Raw genomic sequence first — 17884 nt, 5'->3', positions numbered from 1 at the left:
TGCGCCGAGGGGCCGACAGCCAGCGCTTGTGGAGCCAAGCGCTGATTTCTGCCGAGGGACCCGAAAGGGCCGGTCGCTCCGCGACCGGCCCTTTCGGGAAGGCTGAGAAATCAGCGCTTGGAGTACTGCTGTGCCTTACGGGCCTTCTTGAGACCGGCCTTCTTACGCTCGATGACGCGGGCGTCACGAGTGAGGAAGCCGGCCTTCTTCAGGGTGGCACGGTTGTTGTCGACGTCGATCTCGTTCAGGGAACGGGCGATGCCGAGGCGCAGCGCGCCGGCCTGGCCGGAGGGGCCACCACCGTGGATGCGGGCGATCACGTCGTAGGCACCCTCGAGCTCGAGGATGCGGAACGGCTCGTTGACTTCCTGCTGGTGCAGCTTGTTCGGGAAGTAGTTGTCCAGCTCGCGGCCGTTGATGGTCCACTTGCCGGTGCCGGGGACCACACGCACGCGGGCGATGGCCTCCTTGCGACGACCAACACCGGAGCCGGGCACCGTCAGGGCCGGGCGCTCCTTCTGCTCGGAAACCTGCGCCGGGGCGCTCTCCGAGGTGTAGCTGGTCGGGTTCTCCTCGGCCTCAACGGCCTCGGTGGTCAGTTCTTCGTTCTGAGCCACGATTCTCCTTGAAAAAATAAGTTGGGTGGTGGCCAGGACTACTGGGCGACCTGGGTGATTTCGAAAGTCTTGGGCTGCTGGGCGGCGTGCGGGTGCTCGGCACCGCGGTACACCTTGAGCTTGGTCAGCTGAGCGGCAGCCAAGGAGTTCTTCGGAAGCATGCCCTTGACGGCCTTCTGCACGGCGAGAACGGGGTTCTTCTCGAGCAATTCGGCGTAGTTGACGCTCTTCAGGCCGCCCGGGTAACCGGAGTGGCGGTAAGCGCGCTTCTGCTCGAGCTTGGCGCCGGTCAGGGCGACCTTCTCAGCGTTGATGATGATGACGAAATCGCCCATGTCCATGTGAGCGGCGAAGGTCGGCTTGTGCTTGCCGCGCAGCAGGTTGGCGGTGTGGCTGGCAAGACGGCCCAGGACGACGTCGGTTGCGTCAATGACGTGCCACTGGCGATCAACATCGCCGGGCTTCGGGGTGTACGTACGCACGGTGTATGCCTCGTTCTTGTTCTGGCGTTCAAAGTAGTTTGGCAGGCGTGAAGTCCTGCCAAGGTTTCCTGTGCGACCGGATACGAGAGGTGAGGGCTCTTGCGAACCAGTGAGACCCGGAGCTCGATAGCCCGCCCGGACGTGCGATCCATGCAACAGAATCATCCGGGCGGCACCCATCATCGAGAGGGCACACGCACAACGACTTAAAACTTTATCGTTAATCGTCCTGCCAGGCAAAGCGAGGAGGGTTCAGTCCCGCAGAGCCCGTGTCTGCTCGGCGCGGGCGAGGAGCTGATCATCCTCCGGGTAGGCGACGTGCTCCAGCACGAGCGGGTGCGCAGGCGCCAGAACCGAGCGGGCGTCCCGTTGCCGCGCCTCCAGGCGCTCCCACAGCCATGGAGGCGGTTCCGTCCCTTCACCCACGCGAAGAGTGGCTCCGATGAGTGCGCGCACCATGTTGTGGCAGAACGCATCCGCCTGGACATGCGCCGTGATCACGCCCTCGGGCCCCCGCTCGAAGTCGAAACGCTGAAGTTCACGCGTCGTCGTCGCGCCTTCGCGAGGCTTGCAGTACGAACGGAAGTCATTCAGGCCGAGCAATAGTGCCGCACCCCGGTTCATCGCTTCGACGTCCAGCGGCTTCTTGTGCCACAGCGTCAAAGCACGGCTCAGCGGATCGTGAAGGCGCGCGTCGTCGGCGATGCGGTAGCTGTAGCGTCTCCACAGCGCGCTGAAGCGGGCGTCGAAGCCCGCTGCCGCAACAACCACCCGGTGCACGACGACGGCGCCTGCATCGTTCCCCAGAACTCTTGCCAACGCGCCCTGGAGCCTCCGCCCCAGGGCGGAGGCGGCCTGGGCGGTGTCGCCCCTGCCGAGCCGCTCCCACTCCTCCGCCGTGGAGTCCCAATGAACCACCTGGCCCCGTGAGTGCACACCGGCGTCCGTACGGCCGGCCACGGTCAGCCGGAGCGGCCGCCGAAGGATGAGTTCCAGCGCCTCCTCCACCGCACCCTGCACGGTGCGCAGGCCGGGCTGGACCGCCCAGCCGTGGAACGGGGCGCCGTCGTAGGCCAGATCCATCCGGATACGCAGGAACCCACCGTCACCTGATTCGGTGACGGCGGGTTCCTGATAACGCATGGACCCGATTCTACTGGGTCGAAGGAGCCTTACTTGGCGTCCTTCTCCTCAGCTTCCTCAGCAGCGGCTTCCTCGGCCGGAGCCTCGGTGGCCTCGTCGGCGGCGGGAGCCTCAACGGTCTCCTCGACGACCTCAGTGGTCTCCTCGACGACGGCTTCCTCAGCGGGAGCAGCCTTCTCGGTGGCCTGGGTGGCCTCGGCGACGACGGCCTGCTTCGCGGAGAGCGGCTCGAGCACGAGCTCGATCACGGCCATGGGAGCGTTGTCGCCCTTACGGTTGCCGATCTTCGTGATGCGGGTGTAGCCGCCGGGGCGGTTCTCCACCTGCTTGGCGATGTCGGTGAACAGCTCGTGGACGATGCCCTTGTCGCTGATCAGGCCGAGCACGCGGCGGCGGGAAGCCAGGTCGCCACGCTTTGCGAAGGTGACCAGACGCTCGGCGTACGGCTTCAGGCGCTTGGCCTTGGTGACCGTGGTGGTGATGCGCTTGTGCTCGAAGAGCTGGGAGGCCAGGTTCGCGAGCATGAGACGCTCGTGAGCCGGACCGCCGCCCAGGCGCGGACCCTTGGAGGGGGTAGGCATAGTTCTATCTCCTAGATGGGTGGTTCATCCGGACCGCCAACGGACCGGTCAAACCGAAATCTGCTATATCAGGCTTCTTCGTCGCTGAAGGCCGCATCGTCTTCATCGGCCACGGCTGCACGGGCAGCCAGGTCGAATCCGGGAGGCGAATCCTTCAGGGAGAGGCCCAGTTCAACAAGCTTGGCCTTGACCTCGTCGATGGACTTGGCACCGAAGTTGCGGATGTCCATCAGATCGGCTTCGGAACGCGCCACGAGTTCGCCCACGGTGTGGATGCCCTCGCGCTTGAGGCAGTTGTAGGAACGGACCGTGAGGTCCAGTTCCTCGATGGCCAGCGCCATGTCGGCCGCAAGAGCGGCGTCCGTGGGCGACGGGCCGATTTCGATGCCCTCAGCGGCAACGTTGAGCTCGCGGGCCAGGCCGAAGAGCTCGACCAGCGTGGTGCCGGCCGAAGCGACGGCATCGCGCGGGGCGATGGACTGCTTGGTCTCCACATCGACGACGAGCTTGTCGAAGTCGGTGCGCTGCTCGACACGGGTGGCCTCCACGCGGAAGGTCACCTTCATGACGGGCGAGTAGATGGAATCGACCGGGATACGGCCGATCTCTGCATCGCCTGCCTTGTTCTGAGCAGCGGAGACGTAGCCACGGCCACGCTCGATGGTCAGTTCGAGTTCGAACTTGCCCTTGGAGTTCAGGGTCGCGATGTGCAGGTCCGGGTTGTGGAATTCCACGCCGGCCGGCGGAGCGATATCCGCAGCGGTCACGACTCCGGGGCCCTGCTTACGCAGGTATGCGACAACCGGCTCATCGTGCTCGGAGGACACCGACAGGTTCTTGATGTTCAGGATGATCTCAGTGACATCCTCCTTCACACCGGGAACCGTGGTGAACTCGTGCAGCACGCCATCGATCCGGACGCTGGTGACAGCGGCGCCGGGGATGGAGGAGAGCAGGGTACGACGCAGGGAGTTGCCGAGGGTGTAACCGAAGCCCGGCTCCAGCGGCTCGATGACGAACCGGGAGCGGTTTTCGGAAACTACCTCTTCAGTGAGGGTGGGGCGCTGTGCAATGAGCACTTAGGTTTCCTTTCAGCGAGCATCCGCTATATGACGCAACACAGGTAGTGGAAATCGACGTCGTTCCGCCGTCGCGTCGTCGCCCTCCGTTTCGGAAGAGCGACGACGCGACGGAACCACAGCAATCAGACGCGGCGGCGCTTCGGGGGACGGCAGCCGTTGTGAGCGCTCGGGGTCACGTCCTGGATGGAACCGACCTCGAGGCCAGCGGCCTGCAGGGAGCGGATGGCGGTCTCGCGGCCGGAACCCGGACCCTTCACGAACACGTCGACCTTCTTCAGGCCGTGCTCCTGAGCACGCTTGGCGGCGGTCTCGGCAGCCATCTGAGCGGCGTACGGGGTGGACTTACGGGAGCCCTTGAACCCGACCTCGCCGGAGGAAGCCCAGGAGATCACAGCACCGGACGGATCCGTGATGGTCACGATGGTGTTGTTGAACGTGCTCTTGATGTGCGCCTGACCCAGCGCGATATTCTTCTTGTCCTTCTTACGCGGCTTGCGGATGGCGCCACGAGTCTTTGGGGGCATTATCTACTCCTACAAAAGTTTCCAGTGAAACCCGGTGTGATCCCTACGGGGATCAGCGGCCGGCCTTCTTCTTGCCTGCGACGGTCCGCTTCGGACCCTTACGGGTACGTGCGTTGGTCTTGGTGCGCTGACCGCGGACCGGAAGGCCGCGGCGGTGACGCAGACCTTCGTAGCTGCCGATCTCAACCTTGCGGCGGATGTCGGCGGCGACTTCGCGGCGAAGGTCACCCTCAACCTTGTAGTTGCCCTCGATGAAGTCACGAAGCTGAACCAGCTCGGCGTCAGTCAGGTCCTTGACGCGAACGTCAGCGCTGATGCCGGTGGCAGCCAGAGTTTCCTTTGCACGGGTCTTGCCCACGCCGTAGATGTAAGTAAGCGCGATTTCCAACCGCTTTTCGCGGGGGATGTCAACGCCAGCGAGACGAGCCATAGTGGCGGTTCTCCTTGTGTTGTCCGGAGGTCGTAGGCAGTACACCCGCACCGTTCGTGCGGCCCCAGCCTCCGGGCCGGGGGTCAGCTGTCCGGGCCCAATACGTCCCAGCGCAGCTTGTGCTGCCTTCTTCAGTTACTTGCGTGGGCAAGCAGCCTGGTTGATCCCTTGCGGGAAATCAGCCCTGGCGCTGCTTGTGGCGCGGGTTCTCGCAGATCACCATGACCCGGCCGTTACGGCGGATCACTTTGCACTTGTCGCAGATCTGCTTGACGCTCGGCTTGACCTTCATGGCGTTCCTTTGCGTGTTTGCAGGGTTCCCTGCCGCGGACCAGCCGCGGCAGCGGTTTTTACTTGTAGCGGTAGACGATACGACCTCGGGTGAGGTCGTAAGGGCTCAGCTCCACCACCACGCGGTCCTCCGGGAGGATCCTGATGTAGTGCTGGCGCATCTTTCCAGAGATGTGTGCCAAGACGATGTGCTTGTTCGTCAGCTCAACACGGAACATCGCGTTGGGCAGAGCTTCAGTCACCACGCCTTCGATCTCAATGACCCCGTCCTTCTTGGCCATATCCTCCGCTAACTGTTGGTGCCGCACAGCACTGATGCGCCGTACGAACTGTGGGTGTTTTCCTGTGGGATCACTCCCACAGGCTGCCGTTCCCCCGAGCCGGCCACAGTAGAGCGGCCACGCCGTGGAGTACCACAGCGCAGAGGGCATGACGGAACAGACAACCAACCATCAACTGTACGGCATCCGGGGCCAGAAGTTAAATCGGCCCATGATAGCGTTCCCTGCGCTTTCACGCACTCCCTGCAGGCCAGGCCGGGAAGACCCCGGCAGGAGTCTCGACGGTGTCCGCCTGCGCGACCGCATCCAGGATCGCGAGCCTGACCGCCTCCGCCGCGGCGCTTTGCAGACCGATGAGAAATGGCGTCCGTTCCGCCGTCGGAAGTGCGGTCAGCACCTCTTTCTCCCCCGTGGACAAGGCGAAGACGGTGTCCCCGTCGGCGAGAGTATGACTCGGGTTCAGCGCCCGGGCGAGTCCCGCGTGCGCGGCCGTAGCGGTTCGGCGGCACTGGGCCACTTCAAGGGCCGCGTTCGTCACGACGACGGCGAGCGTGGTGTTGAGCGAGCCGGCGTCCGGCGCACCGTGAGAATCCTTCCGCGCCGATGCTGGTTCGAACCCGATCGGAGAACCCAGCGCGTTGACCACCGCGAGCGCCCCGACCACGATGCCGTCGTCCAGGTGGATGGCCGACGTTCCGAGCCCTCCCTTGTACGCGCCCTGGGCGATCAGCGCGCCGGTTCCCGCGCCGACCGTGCCGCGCTCGACGTCGTGCCCCTCCTCGCGCTCACCGCCGTCGCGGGCCGCCCGGTAGCCCATGTCCGCATCGGGGCGGGCCCGGAAGTCACCGCCGCGACCGAGGTCGAAGATCGCGGCCGCGGGGACGATCGGCACCACTCCGCCCCGGACCGGGAAGCCTCTCCCCTGCTCCTCGCACCAGAGCTGGGCGCCTCCCGCCGAGGCCAGCCCGTAGGCGCTGCCACCGGTCAGAACCACGGCGTCAACGGTGGACACCATGGTGGACGGATCCAGCGCATCGGTTTCGTGCGTTCCCGGCCCACCGCCCCGGACATCCACCGAACCGACCGTGCCGGGCGGCGGCAGAACCACCGTGACCCCGCTCAGCCACCCGTCTCCGACCCGTTCCGCCCGCCCGACCCGCACGCCGGGCACCTCCGTGATGCGTCCCATGGAGCCATTCTCCTCCCTGACAAGTGGTGGGATCCTCTCGTTTCTGAACTCGGGGAGACGCTTCGCTGACCAGATGGTGAACCGCCTCTGAAGTGTCCAGGAACTCTCGCCGGATCGCCGGCTTCACGGGATTTCCAGGCCCTGGGCTGTGGTGAAGTGAACTCGGCCCACACCGACCTCGTGGGCAGAAAGACCCAGATTCCTTGATGACTGACACAGACGTTTCCCGGCGCCCAGCGCCAGCGGCGGCGGCATCCGTACCCGCTACCGCGACCGGAATGAAGACCCGACGGCGCGGCTGGAGCCACCGGCGCCGTCGCGACTTCCTAATCTTCCTGGCCTTCGCGGCTCCCAATCTGCTCCTGATCGCGGTGTTCACCTACTTGCCGCTGATCAACAACATCTACTACTCGACCCTCGACTGGACACTCGGCTCGGCTGACGCGACCGTCGTGGGACTCGGGAACTACCTCACGTTCTTCACCAGCGACGACGCTCCACGAGTCCTGGGCACGACGGCCGTCTTCACCCTCTTCACGGTGGGCGGCTCGATGATCCTCGGGCTGCTCGTCGCGCTGGCTCTGAATGCGAAGGTCCGCGGCACGACCTTCGCCCGCGCCGCCGTCTTCGCTCCGTACGTCCTGTCCGGCGTCGGCGTCGGCCTGGTCTGGCTGTTCATCTTCGACCCCGGATACGGCGTGCTCGCCTGGATCCTGCGCGGGCTGGGGGCGAAGAGCCCGGAATGGATCAACGATCCCCAGCTGGCGCTCGTCATGGTGATCGTGGTCTACGTCTGGAAGAACCTGGGCTACTGCGCCGTCGTGTTCCTCGCCGGCCTGCAATCGCTGCCCACCGAGGTGATGGAAGCCGCGTCCCTGGACGGTGCCAACGGCCTCCGGCGCTTCCTGAACATCTCCCTGCCGCTGCTGTCCCCGACGACGTTCTTCCTGCTGATCACCACGATGCTCAGCTCGCTTCAGGCCTTCGACCTGATCAGGATCATGACCCCTCTGGGCAACGGCACCAGCACCCTCATCTACGAGGCGTACATCCAGGCCTTCGGCGCCTACAACCGCGCTGGTTACTCCGCAGCGATCTCCGTGGTCCTCTTCGCCATCCTCCTGGTGGTCACCGTCCTCCAGCTGCGCTTCGTGGAGAAGAAGGTGCACTACGCATGAGCACAACACTCACCCCGGCGGCACCCGCGCCGGAGCGCGTCTTCAGCCGCAAGAACCTCGTGGCGACTCTGGCGGGCGGCTACATCCCCTTGGTCCTCGCGACACTGCTCGTGTTCCTGCCGTTGCTCTGGATGGTCCTGAACTCATTCAAGCAACCCGGCGAGATCGTCACCATGGATCTGAAGATCCTGCCCCAGGCGCCCACCCTGGACAACTACCACACGGCCATGACCACCGTGCCGTTCGGGCAGTTCTTCACCAACAGCGTGATCGTCACCGCCGTCGGATCGGCCATCAAGGTCAGCCTCGCCATCCTCACCGCCTACGCCCTCGTGTTCGTGAGGTTCCCCTTCAAGAACGCGGTGTTCATCATCATCCTCGTGGCGCTGATGGTCCCGGCCCAGGTTTCGATCCTGCCGAACTACATCCTGATCGCCGGCCTCGGCGGCAAGAACACCCTGTGGGGCATCATCCTCCCCGGGCTCGGCACCGCATTCGGCACCTTCCTGCTGCGCCAGCACTTCCTCACGCTCCCGGGCTCCATCCTGGAAGCGGCGGAACTCGATGGCGCCGGGCACTGGCGCCGCCTGTGGCGCGTGGTGGTACCGGTCTCCCTTCCGTCCATCGCCACGGTCGCCCTGGTCACGGTCGTCAGCGAATGGAACGACTACATCTGGCCTCTCATCATCACCGACAAACCGGAAAGCATGACGTTGCCCGTCGGCCTGACTCTCCTTCAGAACTCGGAGAGCAACGGCGCAGGATGGGGCATCCTCATGGCCGGTTCAGTTCTGGTCATCCTGCCCGTGCTGCTCATCTTCGCGATGTTGCAGCGCTACATCGTGGCCGGACTGACCCAGGGAAGCGTCACCGGCTGAGCCGGGCGCGACCCACCGAAAACCCATCTTCCGTCACCGCATCACCGCATTCGAAAGGTCCCTCATGAACTCGCCTCTGCGCCGTCGTCAATTCCTCGGTCTCTCCGCCGCTGCAGCCGTCACCGCCGCACTCGCCGCCTGTGGCGGCCCCTCCACGGGAGGCAGCTCCACCCAGGCGGCGGCCGACACCGACTTCAGCGGTGTCAAGCCGGCCACGAGCTTCGACTTCTGGTCCACCCACCCCGGCCAGTCTCAGGACGTGGAAAAGCAGCTGATCGACAAGTTCCAGGCCAAGTACCCGGATATCAAGGTCAACCTCATCACGGGTGGCAAGGACTACGAGGAGATCGCCCAGAAGTTCCAGACCGCTCAGGCCGCCAAGAGCGGTCTGCCCGCCCTCCTGGTCCTCTCCGATGTGTGGTGGTTCCGCTACTACATGAACAAGAGCATCATCCCGCTGGACAGTCTGCTCAAGCAGCTTGACTTCACCATGGGCGACTTCCGCGAAACCCTGGTGGCGGACTACGGCTACGACTCCCAGCAGTGGGCCATGCCGTACGCCCGTTCCACCCCGCTCTTCTACTACAACAAGGACCACTTCAAGGCCGCGGGCCTGCCGGACCGCGCGCCGAAGACCTGGGCCGAGTTCGCTGAATGGGCGCCGAAGCTGAAGGCCGCGTCGAAGGCGCAGTTCGCCTTCATGTACCCGGCGCTGGCCGGTTACGCCGGCTGGACCCTCCAGAACAACCTCTGGGGCGAAGGCGGCGCCTGGTCCAAGGACTGGGAGATCACGGCCGACTCTGATGCCAACGTCAAGGCGATGCAGTTCGCTCAGGACTCCGTGTACAAGGATGCCTGGGCCGGCGTCTCCTCCAAGGACTCCGCGGACGACTTCGCCGCGGGGATCGCCTCCACGACCCTTTCCTCCACGGGTTCCCTGGTGGGCGTCCTCAAGAACGCCAAGTTCAACGTGGGTGTCGGGTTCCTCCCCGGCGGTCCCAGCGCCGAGAGCCCGGTCTGCCCCACCGGCGGTGCCGGTCTGGGCATCCCCGCCGGTGTGCCGAAGGAACAGCAGCTCGCCGCCGCGACCTTCCTGAAGTTCGTGACCGAGCCGGAGAACACCGCGCTCTTCTCCGCCGCCACGGGTTACATGCCCACCCGCAAGTCCGCCGACATGACCTCGGTCCTGGCCAAGACCCCGCAGATCAAGATCGCCATGGACCAGCTCGCGGTCACCCGCAAGCAGGACAACGCCCGCGTCTTCCTGCCCGGCGCCGACCAGGAGATGGCGAAGGCCGCGGCCGCCATCCTGACCCAGAAGGCCGACGTGAAGTCCAGCCTGACGGATCTCAAGGGCAAGCTCGACGGGATCTACACCAAGGACGTGAAGCCGAAGATCGGCAAGTAGCACTTGCAGCACCGCTGAACTCGCGAAGACCGTGCCACCTCGCGCCCTCAGGGGACGAGGTGGCACGGTCTTCGCGAGTTCGGCGGAGGAGTGACGGCTGTCGTGTCAGCGAGCGCCCGCGCCCGCGGCGATGCCCAAACGGGCCAGCGCCCCCCGCAGAGCCTGGGCCGACTCCTGGATGAATCGCTCGCCGTCGTACGGCACCGCGCGGAAACGGTCCAACGGCAAAGCGTCACCGCGTCCCACCCTGTCCGCGTACTGAGAAGCCATGGCCCTGATCGCGGCGACCTCCGACGGGTCGAGGTCCGGGTGCACGGAAGTCCACTCGGGATCGTCGAGCCCGATCGGCAAGTGGAGGCTCGGGCCGGCGTTCTCGATGGACAGCGGGAGCTCCGGATTGGCAGCGTGCAGGATGCCGAGCACCGTGTCCCAGTCGATGGAGCCCTGACCTATCGGGGCGAAAACCCTGCCGAAGACACCGTCCTGCTCCCCCAGGACGAAGTCCCGTAGATGGGTCGCCCTGGTATATGGGGCCACGCGGCGTGCGGCCGCCACCGGGTCTTCACCACGCACCACCACGTTGGCGGTGTCGAAGGTGACGCCGAGAACGTCCGGTCCGACTGCTTCCACGAGCCTCACCACCTCGTAGCTGGTGATCTCCTCGTGCGTCTCGATGTTCAGATGCACTCCGTGGTCCCGCGCCACCGGGGCGAGGAGCCGCAGGAACTTCTCGATCGCCGCGAGCTGGTCCGGCCAGGGGGCATCGGTGCGGAACCGGTCGAACACGTAGTATCCCGGCATGCCCCGTTGATAGTTGGCACAGGCGACCCACAGATCCGTGACCCCGGCGGCTTCATGTGCCGCTTCGATCATTTTCACCATGCCCCGCGTATAGTCTCCGTCGCCCAGCCGCCTCACCTGAGGGGCTTCCGCCGCGGCATATGGGTTGACCTTCGCAAGGCCCATCTGCAGGTACAGCCCCAACTCGGCCGCACAGTCCCGGACCTCGGCCAGGAGACCTCTGTCGAGTGTCGGAGAGACGTCCATGATGGTCCGGAAATACACCCCTTCCAATCCCATGGCCTGTGCCCGTTCCAGAATCCGGATCGCGGAGTCTTCCGCCTCGTGCGGGATCTTGCTCCCATCAACACCGATTCGCATTGTGTGTCCTTTGCTATGAGTTCGTCGGATGAAACCGCTCTCAACGGCCCCAGTTGTAGAAGGTCAGAGAGGAGGAGTAGTCGAAGTGCTTCACCGAGTGGTCCAGCACCCCGGTGAACTGGGCCCGGTAGAGCGGGATGGTGGGTGCATCGGCCGTCCAGGCCTTGACCAGTGCGTTGATGTAGGGCTGCTGCGAGGCCAGGTCCGGCGCCGCATTGAGCTTGTCCATGAGTTCCTGGGTGCCCTGAATGCAGATGTGCTGGTTGTTGAAACTGCTGCCGCAGGTCATCTTCTTGCGCAGCTCGTACGCAGCCACCGCACCGGCGCTTTCGAACAGCAGCGCGGACTGATAGGAGCCCGTGTTGAACTTGGTCGCGAACGCAGTGGGCGTCTGGGAATCGATGGTGACCTTCACCCCGATCCGTTCCCAGGAGGACTTGAGGATGGTGGCAAGCGTGGACACCCCGGGCGACGTCGGATTGATCATGAGATCGATCTGCGGGTCCTGGACACCGGAGGCACTCACCAAGGCCCTGGCTTTGGCCACGTCCTCCGCTCGCGGCGCCGAGAGGGCCTGGTCGAATCCCGGGGTTCCGGGCACGAACGGGCCGTAGTAGGGGTCCGCGTAGCCGTAGGCGACGCTCTGGCGGATCTGTTCGTACGGTACGGCGTAGCTCAGCGCCTCACGGATCTTCGCGTTCGAGGTGACCCCGGACGCATTGTCGAAGGACACCGTCACCGGGGCGAAGGCCGGTGCCGTGGTGACGCGGCAGCAGGAGTCCTGACTGAGCTGGTGCACCACGTACGGCGGCAGACCCAGAGTCACATCTGCCTCGCCCCGGCGGGCCTGGAGCATGAGGGTCGGGATCGAGGTGATGAAGTTGACCCGCACCACCGGCTCACGTGCCGGGGTCCCGTAGTAGTTGGGGTTCCGTTTCAGAACCGCGTAGTTGTTCGCCACGTACTCGTCCAGGACGTACGGTCCGCTGCTGCTCGCCGTGTGTGCCGCGAGCCATTGATTGGGCACGCCTTTCTGGTCCTCCCCGTGCTCCTTGATGACCTTGGGGTCGTAGATGGAACCGCGGCTCTGAGCCAAAGTCACCAGGATGGCCGGGTAGGCACGGGAGAGTTGCAGGCGTACGGTCCGCGCATCGACCGCCACCACGTTCTTGATCAGCGGCGGGTCTGTCAGGCCGATCTGCAAACCCAGGGAGCCGCACCCGCCGATCGTCAGATTGCGCATGATCGAATACCTGACGGCCTCGGCGTCGAGCGGGTCCCCGTTGGCGAACTTCGCTCCGGGGTGGAGGGAGAAGGTGTAGTCCTTGCCGTCGGGGGAGACGCTCCAGGACGTCGCGAGGTCGCCTGACACCTTGGCGGGATCAGTGTCCGCCACCACGGTTCCGTCGGATTGCGTGGCTGTTCCGAGCTTGACGAGCCGGGCGTAGAAATTGCTGGCGAAGCTGTTTTCATTTCCGGCGCAGACGAAGGCCGGGTCGATGTTGGTCAGGGAGGTCGCCCAGTTCACCGTGAAGGCGCGTTCCTGAGAACTCCCGGACGAAGGACTGCCGCACGCCGCGACGGACAGGACGGAGAGTGAGGCAAGCAGCGCTGTCGTCTTGTGTATCAAACGGCTTCGGGATCGCAGGGGACGCATGTCACTGTCCTTCCGTCGACGGCCCATCGCCGGTCGCGACGAGAGCCCGGGCCTTGCGCCGGGCGCCGGGCACGGCGTCGAGCAGGGCCCTGGTGTAAGGGTGGGTGGTGTGGTCGAAGACTTCGGCCGCCGGCCCCGCTTCGACGATCCGGCCGGCCTTCATGACCGCGATCCGGTGACTCATGAGGCGGGCTACGGCGAGGTCGTGGACGATGAAGAGGTAAGTCAGCCCCAATTCGTCCTGCAGATCGCTCAGGAGGTTGAGCACCTGGGCCTGGATGGAGACGTCGAGGGCACTGACGGGTTCGTCCAGGACCACGAGCTCGGGTTCAAGCACCAAGGCGCGGGCGATCGCGATGCGCTGACGCTGTCCACCGGAGAAGGCGAAGGGATAGCGTTCGGCCTGTTTGGCGGTGATGCCCACCCGGTCCAGGGCCTCCCCCACTCTCCGGGAGCGCTCTGCGGTGTCCTTGACCCCGTGAATGACGAGTGGTTCCTCCACCAGATCTGAGACCGTGAAACGAGGGTCCAGGGAGCCGTTGGGGTCCTGGAACACCATCTGAATGCGTCGGCGCATCCGTCGCATCTCGGCCTTCTTCAAGGATGTGAGGTCCACTCCGTCGAACTCGATGACCCCGCTGTCCACGCCCGTCAGCCCCATGACGCAGGCCGCTGTCGTCGATTTCCCGCTGCCGGACTCCCCCACCAGACCAAGGGTCTGTCCACGGTGAAGTCCGAACGAGACGTCATGCAGGATCTGGCTGCGGTTCTTCGTGCTGAAGCCGCGTCCGTAGGACTTGTTGAGCTTCTCCACCTTGAGGAGCGGCGCGGATTCGCTGTTCATGCTGCACCTCCTGGGGTGTCGTCGGCGAAGTGGCAGCGGACGACGGCGCCGCCGGACAGGGTGCGCGGCTCCGGCCGTGCGGTGGCGCACCGCTGTTCGTCGCGGCCGATCGCACAGCGCGGGGCGAAGGGGCACCCCGGTTCGTCCACCGCGAGATCAGGTGGGGAACCCGCGATGGCGGGCATGGCACCCCGGCGAGTGGTGGCCGGGTCGATGACGCAGTCCAGGAGCGCCCTGGAATACGGATGCGCCGGCGTTTCGAACAGCTCTTCCACCCCGGTGGACTCCACGAAGCGACCCGCATACATGACGTCGACGCTGTCGCAGAGTTCCTCCACGATCCCGAGATTGTGCGTGATCATGATCAGCGCGTTGCCCCGTTCATCACAGATCGAGGCGAGCAGATCGAGTACCTGGGCCTGGGTGGTCACGTCCAGAGCCGTCGTCGGCTCATCGGCGATGACCACGGCCGGGTCGTTGGCGATGGCCATGGCGATGAGGACGCGCTGACGCATGCCTCCGGAGTACTGGTGTGGATAGTCGGAGATTCTCCGGGCAGGATCGTCGACCCCCACCTCGGCCAGCAGTTCGCAGGCCATAGCCCGTGCCGTCCGGACGGAGACGTCCTGATGCACCCTGATGGTCTCCACGAACTGGCTCCCGATGGTCCGGAGCGGGTCGAGCGCGGCCATCGGGTCCTGGAAGACGAGACCGATATCGCGGCCCCTGATACGGGAGATCCCGGCGTCGTCCAGCCCCACCAGCTCCTTGCCGTTGAGCATGACGCTGCCGCTCACCACACGGCCAGGAGGTGGAACCAGTCCCACGAGGGACATGGCCAGCGCGGATTTCCCGGAACCGGATTCTCCGACGATCGCCAGGCGCTGGCCCTTGCGCAGATCGAAGGACACGTCACGCACCGCATGAACGGTGCCGGACTTCGCGTCGAAGTCGGTACGGAGATCCCGGACCTTGAGCACCGGCGCTTCGAGGGGCTGGGGACCGGGCCGGAGGACGGGAAGGGATGCTGCATGGGACATCAGCGGGCTCCTACTCGGGTGCGGGGATCTGCTGCGGTCATGAGGAGGTCGGCCAGGAGGCTGACCACCACGTAGAGGATGGCGGCCAGAAGCAGAACCGCCTGGACCACGGCGAAATCCTTCTGGATGATGGCGTCGGCGGTCATGGACCCGATGCCGGGCCAGCCGAACACCTTTTCCACCAGCAGACTGCCCGCGAGCAGGTCGGCGAAGAGCAGGGATGCGGCCGGCAGCAATGCCAGGAGGCCGTGCGGTGCGACGTGGCGGTTGTACACCGGGAAGCGTTGCAGGCCGTGGCTGCGGGCCACCGTCACGAAGGTCTCGCGGAGCGTGCCTCGCAGTTGATTCCGGTAAAGCCTGCTGAGGAAGGCGAAGGGTCCGAGCGCCACCACCAGGGCTGGCAGGACGAGGTGCCAGACAGCGTTGCCGAAGGTGCCCCACTGGCCTGCCAGCAGCGAGTCCACCGTGAACAGGCCCGTCACTTTGGGCGGCGCGGCCAGGCCCGGGGAGAGCCTGCCCTCCGGGCCCGGGAAGATCCCGAACTGAATGGAGAGCACCATGAGTGCCAGGAGTGCGATCCAGAACGGAGGCGAGCCCATGGCAACGGAGGAGACGATCCGCAATGCCCTGTCCGGCCACCGGCGACGGGAGTAGACGGCGATGCTGGCGCTGAGCACCGCCACGGCGATGGCGATGACCACGGAGAGCAGGCCGAGCTCCAAGGTGGCGGGCAGACGTTGCGCCAGCAGTGTTCCCACACTGTTGCCGGTGCTGTAGGAGAAGCCGAAGTCCCCGTGGAGGATCGATTCGAGGTACTTGCCGTACTGGACGAAGATGTTCTCGTCCAGGCCCATGGACTTCCGCAGGGCCGCGATGGTTTCGGGGGTGGCCGTGTCGCCCGCGATCGCGCGGGCAGGGTCTCCCGGGACCTTGCGCAGGAGGATGAAGGCGAAGAGGGATGCTCCGAAGATGGTGGCCAGGGAGATTCCGAGCCGCTTGAGAATGGTGCTGATCATGGTGCGCCTCACTTCGCCTGGATGAATTCGCCGCGAGGATCGAGAACCTCACGGGCCCGGTCGGCGATCAGCGTGGTCAAGGTGACCGCCACCAGGAGGCCGAGGCCCGGGAATCCGGCGATCCACCACTGACCGGTCAGGAAGAACTGCTGGCCTTCGGTGATCATTTCGCCCCATTCCGCAGTGGGCGGCTGGGCCCCGAGGCCGAGAAAACCCAGCGCGGCCAGGGACAGTACGGCGGCTCCGAACACCGCTGCCATCTGCAGGATCATGATCGGTATCAGGTGCGGGAAGACGTGCCGGAAGAGGACCCGTGCGGGGTGCGCTCCGAGCGCCGTCGTCGAGCGGATGTAGTCCTGTCCATAGAGACGCATGACCTCGCCGCGCAGGGTGCGCATGTACCAGGGGAAGGAATGCAGGGACAGGCCGATGACGGCAGCGGTGACCCCTGGTTGCAAGGCCATCGCGATCGCCATGGCGAGCAGGATGGCCGGGAAGCAGAGGATCGAATTGCTGAGCCAGGTGAACAGCGTGTCCACCCAGCCGCGCATGGAACCCGCGAGCAGGGCGGCGATGCAGCCGACGACGGCGCCGATGAGCGCGATGCCGAGGCCGGCCAGCATGGAGGTCCTGCCGCCGGCCAGGAAACGGGCGAACACGTCGCGGCCCGTGTCGTCCGTTCCCATCGGATGGGTCGCGTTCGGGGCCTGCAGGACATCGGAGAGGTTGATGTCATCCGGCTGCTGCGGCCAGAGGAGGGGGCCGAGGAGCGTGAGCAGGATGAGTGCGGCGAGCAGGGAGAGGGTCAGGGTCAGGGCGGCGTCACGCTTCAGAAAGCTCCTGAAGGGTCTGCTTCTGGCCGGGGCGGCGGGGATTGCTGCGATGGCGGTCATTGAATTCCTTCCTCCCGGGAGAGGAGTGCGGCCGGGTCTGTCACGGAAGCGCCGAGGGCGGCGAGCGCGGTCCGGAGCGCGGTGGCGCTGCGAAGCAGCTGACGACGGCGCTCGGCGGGAGACGGGTCCTCGTCCCAGTCGGTCAGTGCCGGGATGCGACCCTGGGCGACGCCGTCGGCGGTCAGGACGCCGAGCCGGGACAGTTGCCCGAGGTCCGCGGCATCGAGATGAGGTTCGTGCTCGAACCACGAACGCTCGAAGACGGGGGTGTCGAACTTTCCGCGGTGCTGTTCGAGGGTGAAGTCACGCACGCCGGCATCCAGGAGGGTGCTCAGGAGCGGCGTCCAGTCCAGGACACCGTCTCCGATGGGCCGGAGCCTGCGCCGGTAACCGTGTTCGACGGGGAAGAGCACGAGGTCCTCCAGATGCGTCATCCTGATCATGAGAGCCAGCCGCTGCGTTGCGGCCTGTGGGTCTTCGCCTCGCACCACCAGATTGGCCACGTCCAGTCCGATCGAGAAGACGGCCGGGTCGAGAGATTCCACCAGGGCCTGCACCTCGTTCGAGGCCAGGTCCTCGTGGGTTTTGAGATTGATCCTGGCCCCTGCACCGGATGCCTGGGCGGTGAGAGACTCCAGATTCGACCGGATCAGCCTCAACTGGGCGCTGTGGTCCAGGAAACGCCCTCCCTCCCAGGTGCCTTCCCGTTCCGAGCGGGTGTGGACGAAGAACTCGCGGATGCCGAGTTCCAGCCCGTGGGCCAGGGCGGCTCCAAGCGAATGGCGAGTGTGGTGCGCCCCTCCGAAGGGTCCCGCGGAACCCAGCCCGAGTTGGAGCTCGACACCATGGTCCGCGGCGAGTTCCGCCGCCCTCTTGAGTTGCTCGTGTTCGCCTGCGGCGAGTTCCGGGGCGATGCTGTTCAGCACCACCAGTCCGAATCCATCGAGGATGGCGGCGCGAACGGAATCCTCGAGCGGCTGCTCCTCCTGCCCGGGGTATCGGCCGAACTGCGCGCCGAGCCGGACCGGCGTTGCGGCCGAGGCGTCCCGAAGCCGTCCGCCCGGCGCCGTGGATGTGATCTGCGTCATGGCCGACACGCTACACCCGTCAGACGTCTTACGAAAGAGTGGATTTTCCTCGATTGCCGTGAGAGGCTTCGGTGACGGAGAGTGGACCCACTCACCCGGCC

General features: G+C 65.5%; 20 protein-coding genes. 3 read left to right on the top strand and 17 right to left on the bottom strand.

Translation table 11 applies throughout. The features are described 5' to 3' along the window. Positions 1-110: 110 nt before the first annotated feature. The 10 genes from rpsI to ACIPXZ_RS01010 form a co-directional block, all read right to left on the bottom strand. Positions 111-617 carry a 30S ribosomal protein S9 gene (rpsI, locus tag ACIPXZ_RS01055; protein ID WP_400590229.1) on the bottom strand — a complete coding sequence of 169 codons (507 nt, stop codon included), beginning with the start codon at positions 615-617 and terminating at the stop codon, positions 111-113. A 38-nt stretch (positions 618-655) separates the two neighbouring features. After that, positions 656-1099: a 50S ribosomal protein L13 gene (gene rplM / locus ACIPXZ_RS01050; protein ID WP_400590227.1), complete on the bottom strand. Its 444-nt coding sequence runs from the start codon at positions 1097-1099 to the stop codon at positions 656-658. 252 nt (positions 1100-1351) lie between these two features. After that, the gene (truA, locus tag ACIPXZ_RS01045) at positions 1352-2242 is read right to left on the bottom strand and encodes a tRNA pseudouridine(38-40) synthase TruA (protein ID WP_400590225.1); all 891 of its coding nucleotides are present in this window, start codon (positions 2240-2242) and stop codon (positions 1352-1354) included. Positions 2243-2271: 29 nt separating this feature from the next. Beyond that, entirely contained in the window at positions 2272-2823 is a 552-nt protein-coding gene (gene rplQ / locus ACIPXZ_RS01040) for a 50S ribosomal protein L17 (protein WP_400590224.1), read from the bottom strand. 68 nt (positions 2824-2891) lie between these two features. Then, positions 2892-3902: a DNA-directed RNA polymerase subunit alpha gene (locus tag ACIPXZ_RS01035; RefSeq protein WP_400590222.1), complete on the bottom strand. Its 1011-nt coding sequence runs from the start codon at positions 3900-3902 to the stop codon at positions 2892-2894. 125 nt (positions 3903-4027) lie between these two features. Further along, positions 4028-4429: a 30S ribosomal protein S11 gene (gene rpsK / locus ACIPXZ_RS01030; RefSeq protein ID WP_400590220.1), complete on the bottom strand. Its 402-nt coding sequence runs from the start codon at positions 4427-4429 to the stop codon at positions 4028-4030. A 52-nt stretch (positions 4430-4481) separates the two neighbouring features. Continuing rightward, positions 4482-4859, bottom strand: coding sequence for a 30S ribosomal protein S13 (gene rpsM / locus ACIPXZ_RS01025; RefSeq protein ID WP_305997097.1), 378 nt, complete (start codon positions 4857-4859; stop codon positions 4482-4484). Positions 4860-5037: 178 nt separating this feature from the next. Then, on the bottom strand, positions 5038-5151 hold the full coding sequence (rpmJ, locus tag ACIPXZ_RS01020; RefSeq protein ID WP_011775570.1) for a 50S ribosomal protein L36: 114 nt from the start codon (positions 5149-5151) through the stop codon (positions 5038-5040). Positions 5152-5209: 58 nt separating this feature from the next. Then, positions 5210-5431, bottom strand: coding sequence for a translation initiation factor IF-1 (infA, locus tag ACIPXZ_RS01015; RefSeq protein WP_009358723.1), 222 nt, complete (start codon positions 5429-5431; stop codon positions 5210-5212). A gap of 232 nt (positions 5432-5663) precedes the next feature. Then, positions 5664-6620 (bottom strand): P1 family peptidase, encoded by a 957-nt coding sequence (locus ACIPXZ_RS01010; protein ID WP_400590217.1) that lies wholly within the window; start codon positions 6618-6620, stop codon positions 5664-5666. 278 nt (positions 6621-6898) lie between these two features. Between ACIPXZ_RS01010 and ACIPXZ_RS01005 the strand changes: the two genes are divergently transcribed. The 3 genes from ACIPXZ_RS01005 to ACIPXZ_RS00995 all read left to right on the top strand — a co-directional run bounded on the left by ACIPXZ_RS01005 (position 6899) and on the right by ACIPXZ_RS00995 (position 10084). Beyond that, complete coding sequence (locus ACIPXZ_RS01005; RefSeq protein ID WP_400590215.1) at positions 6899-7798, top strand: carbohydrate ABC transporter permease; 900 nt, start codon at positions 6899-6901, stop codon at positions 7796-7798. Next, positions 7795-8676 (top strand): carbohydrate ABC transporter permease, encoded by an 882-nt coding sequence (locus ACIPXZ_RS01000; RefSeq protein WP_400590213.1) that lies wholly within the window; start codon positions 7795-7797, stop codon positions 8674-8676. The genes ACIPXZ_RS01005 and ACIPXZ_RS01000 overlap by 4 nt, the downstream gene beginning before the upstream one ends. 64 nt (positions 8677-8740) lie before the next feature. Then, positions 8741-10084 (top strand): ABC transporter substrate-binding protein, encoded by a 1344-nt coding sequence (locus ACIPXZ_RS00995; RefSeq protein ID WP_400590211.1) that lies wholly within the window; start codon positions 8741-8743, stop codon positions 10082-10084. A gap of 105 nt (positions 10085-10189) precedes the next feature. Here the strand turns inward: ACIPXZ_RS00995 and ACIPXZ_RS00990 are convergent, their stop codons facing one another. The 7 genes from ACIPXZ_RS00990 to ACIPXZ_RS00960 are packed head-to-tail and all read right to left on the bottom strand — an operon-like array spanning position 10190 to position 17783. After that, positions 10190-11245, bottom strand: a complete 1056-nt coding sequence (locus tag ACIPXZ_RS00990; RefSeq protein ID WP_400590210.1) for a sugar phosphate isomerase/epimerase family protein — start codon at positions 11243-11245, stop codon at positions 10190-10192. Positions 11246-11285: 40 nt separating this feature from the next. Next, entirely contained in the window at positions 11286-12902 is a 1617-nt protein-coding gene (locus ACIPXZ_RS00985; protein ID WP_400590208.1) for an ABC transporter substrate-binding protein, read from the bottom strand. A 1-nt stretch (position 12903) separates the two neighbouring features. Then, entirely contained in the window at positions 12904-13746 is an 843-nt protein-coding gene (locus ACIPXZ_RS00980) for an ATP-binding cassette domain-containing protein (RefSeq protein WP_400590206.1), read from the bottom strand. Then, the gene (locus ACIPXZ_RS00975; protein ID WP_400590204.1) at positions 13743-14786 is read right to left on the bottom strand and encodes an ABC transporter ATP-binding protein; all 1044 of its coding nucleotides are present in this window, start codon (positions 14784-14786) and stop codon (positions 13743-13745) included. The genes ACIPXZ_RS00980 and ACIPXZ_RS00975 overlap by 4 nt, the downstream gene beginning before the upstream one ends. Then, entirely contained in the window at positions 14786-15802 is a 1017-nt protein-coding gene (locus ACIPXZ_RS00970) for an ABC transporter permease (protein WP_400590202.1), read from the bottom strand. Before ACIPXZ_RS00970 ends, ACIPXZ_RS00975 begins: the two co-directional genes overlap by 1 nt. 8 nt (positions 15803-15810) lie before the next feature. After that, positions 15811-16695 carry an ABC transporter permease gene (locus ACIPXZ_RS00965; protein WP_400590200.1) on the bottom strand — a complete coding sequence of 295 codons (885 nt, stop codon included), beginning with the start codon at positions 16693-16695 and terminating at the stop codon, positions 15811-15813. Beyond that, the gene (locus ACIPXZ_RS00960) at positions 16692-17783 is read right to left on the bottom strand and encodes a TIM barrel protein (RefSeq protein WP_400590198.1); all 1092 of its coding nucleotides are present in this window, start codon (positions 17781-17783) and stop codon (positions 16692-16694) included. Before ACIPXZ_RS00960 ends, ACIPXZ_RS00965 begins: the two co-directional genes overlap by 4 nt. Between the last annotated feature and the right edge of the window lie 101 nt (positions 17784-17884).

Origin of the sequence: Arthrobacter sp. NPDC090010 (assembly GCF_044748305.1) — a bacterium.
GTDB lineage: Bacteria > Actinomycetota > Actinomycetes > Actinomycetales > Micrococcaceae > Arthrobacter_E.
The sequence above is the reverse complement of the archived record's forward strand: the minus strand, read 5'-3'. Positions and strand labels throughout refer to the sequence as shown.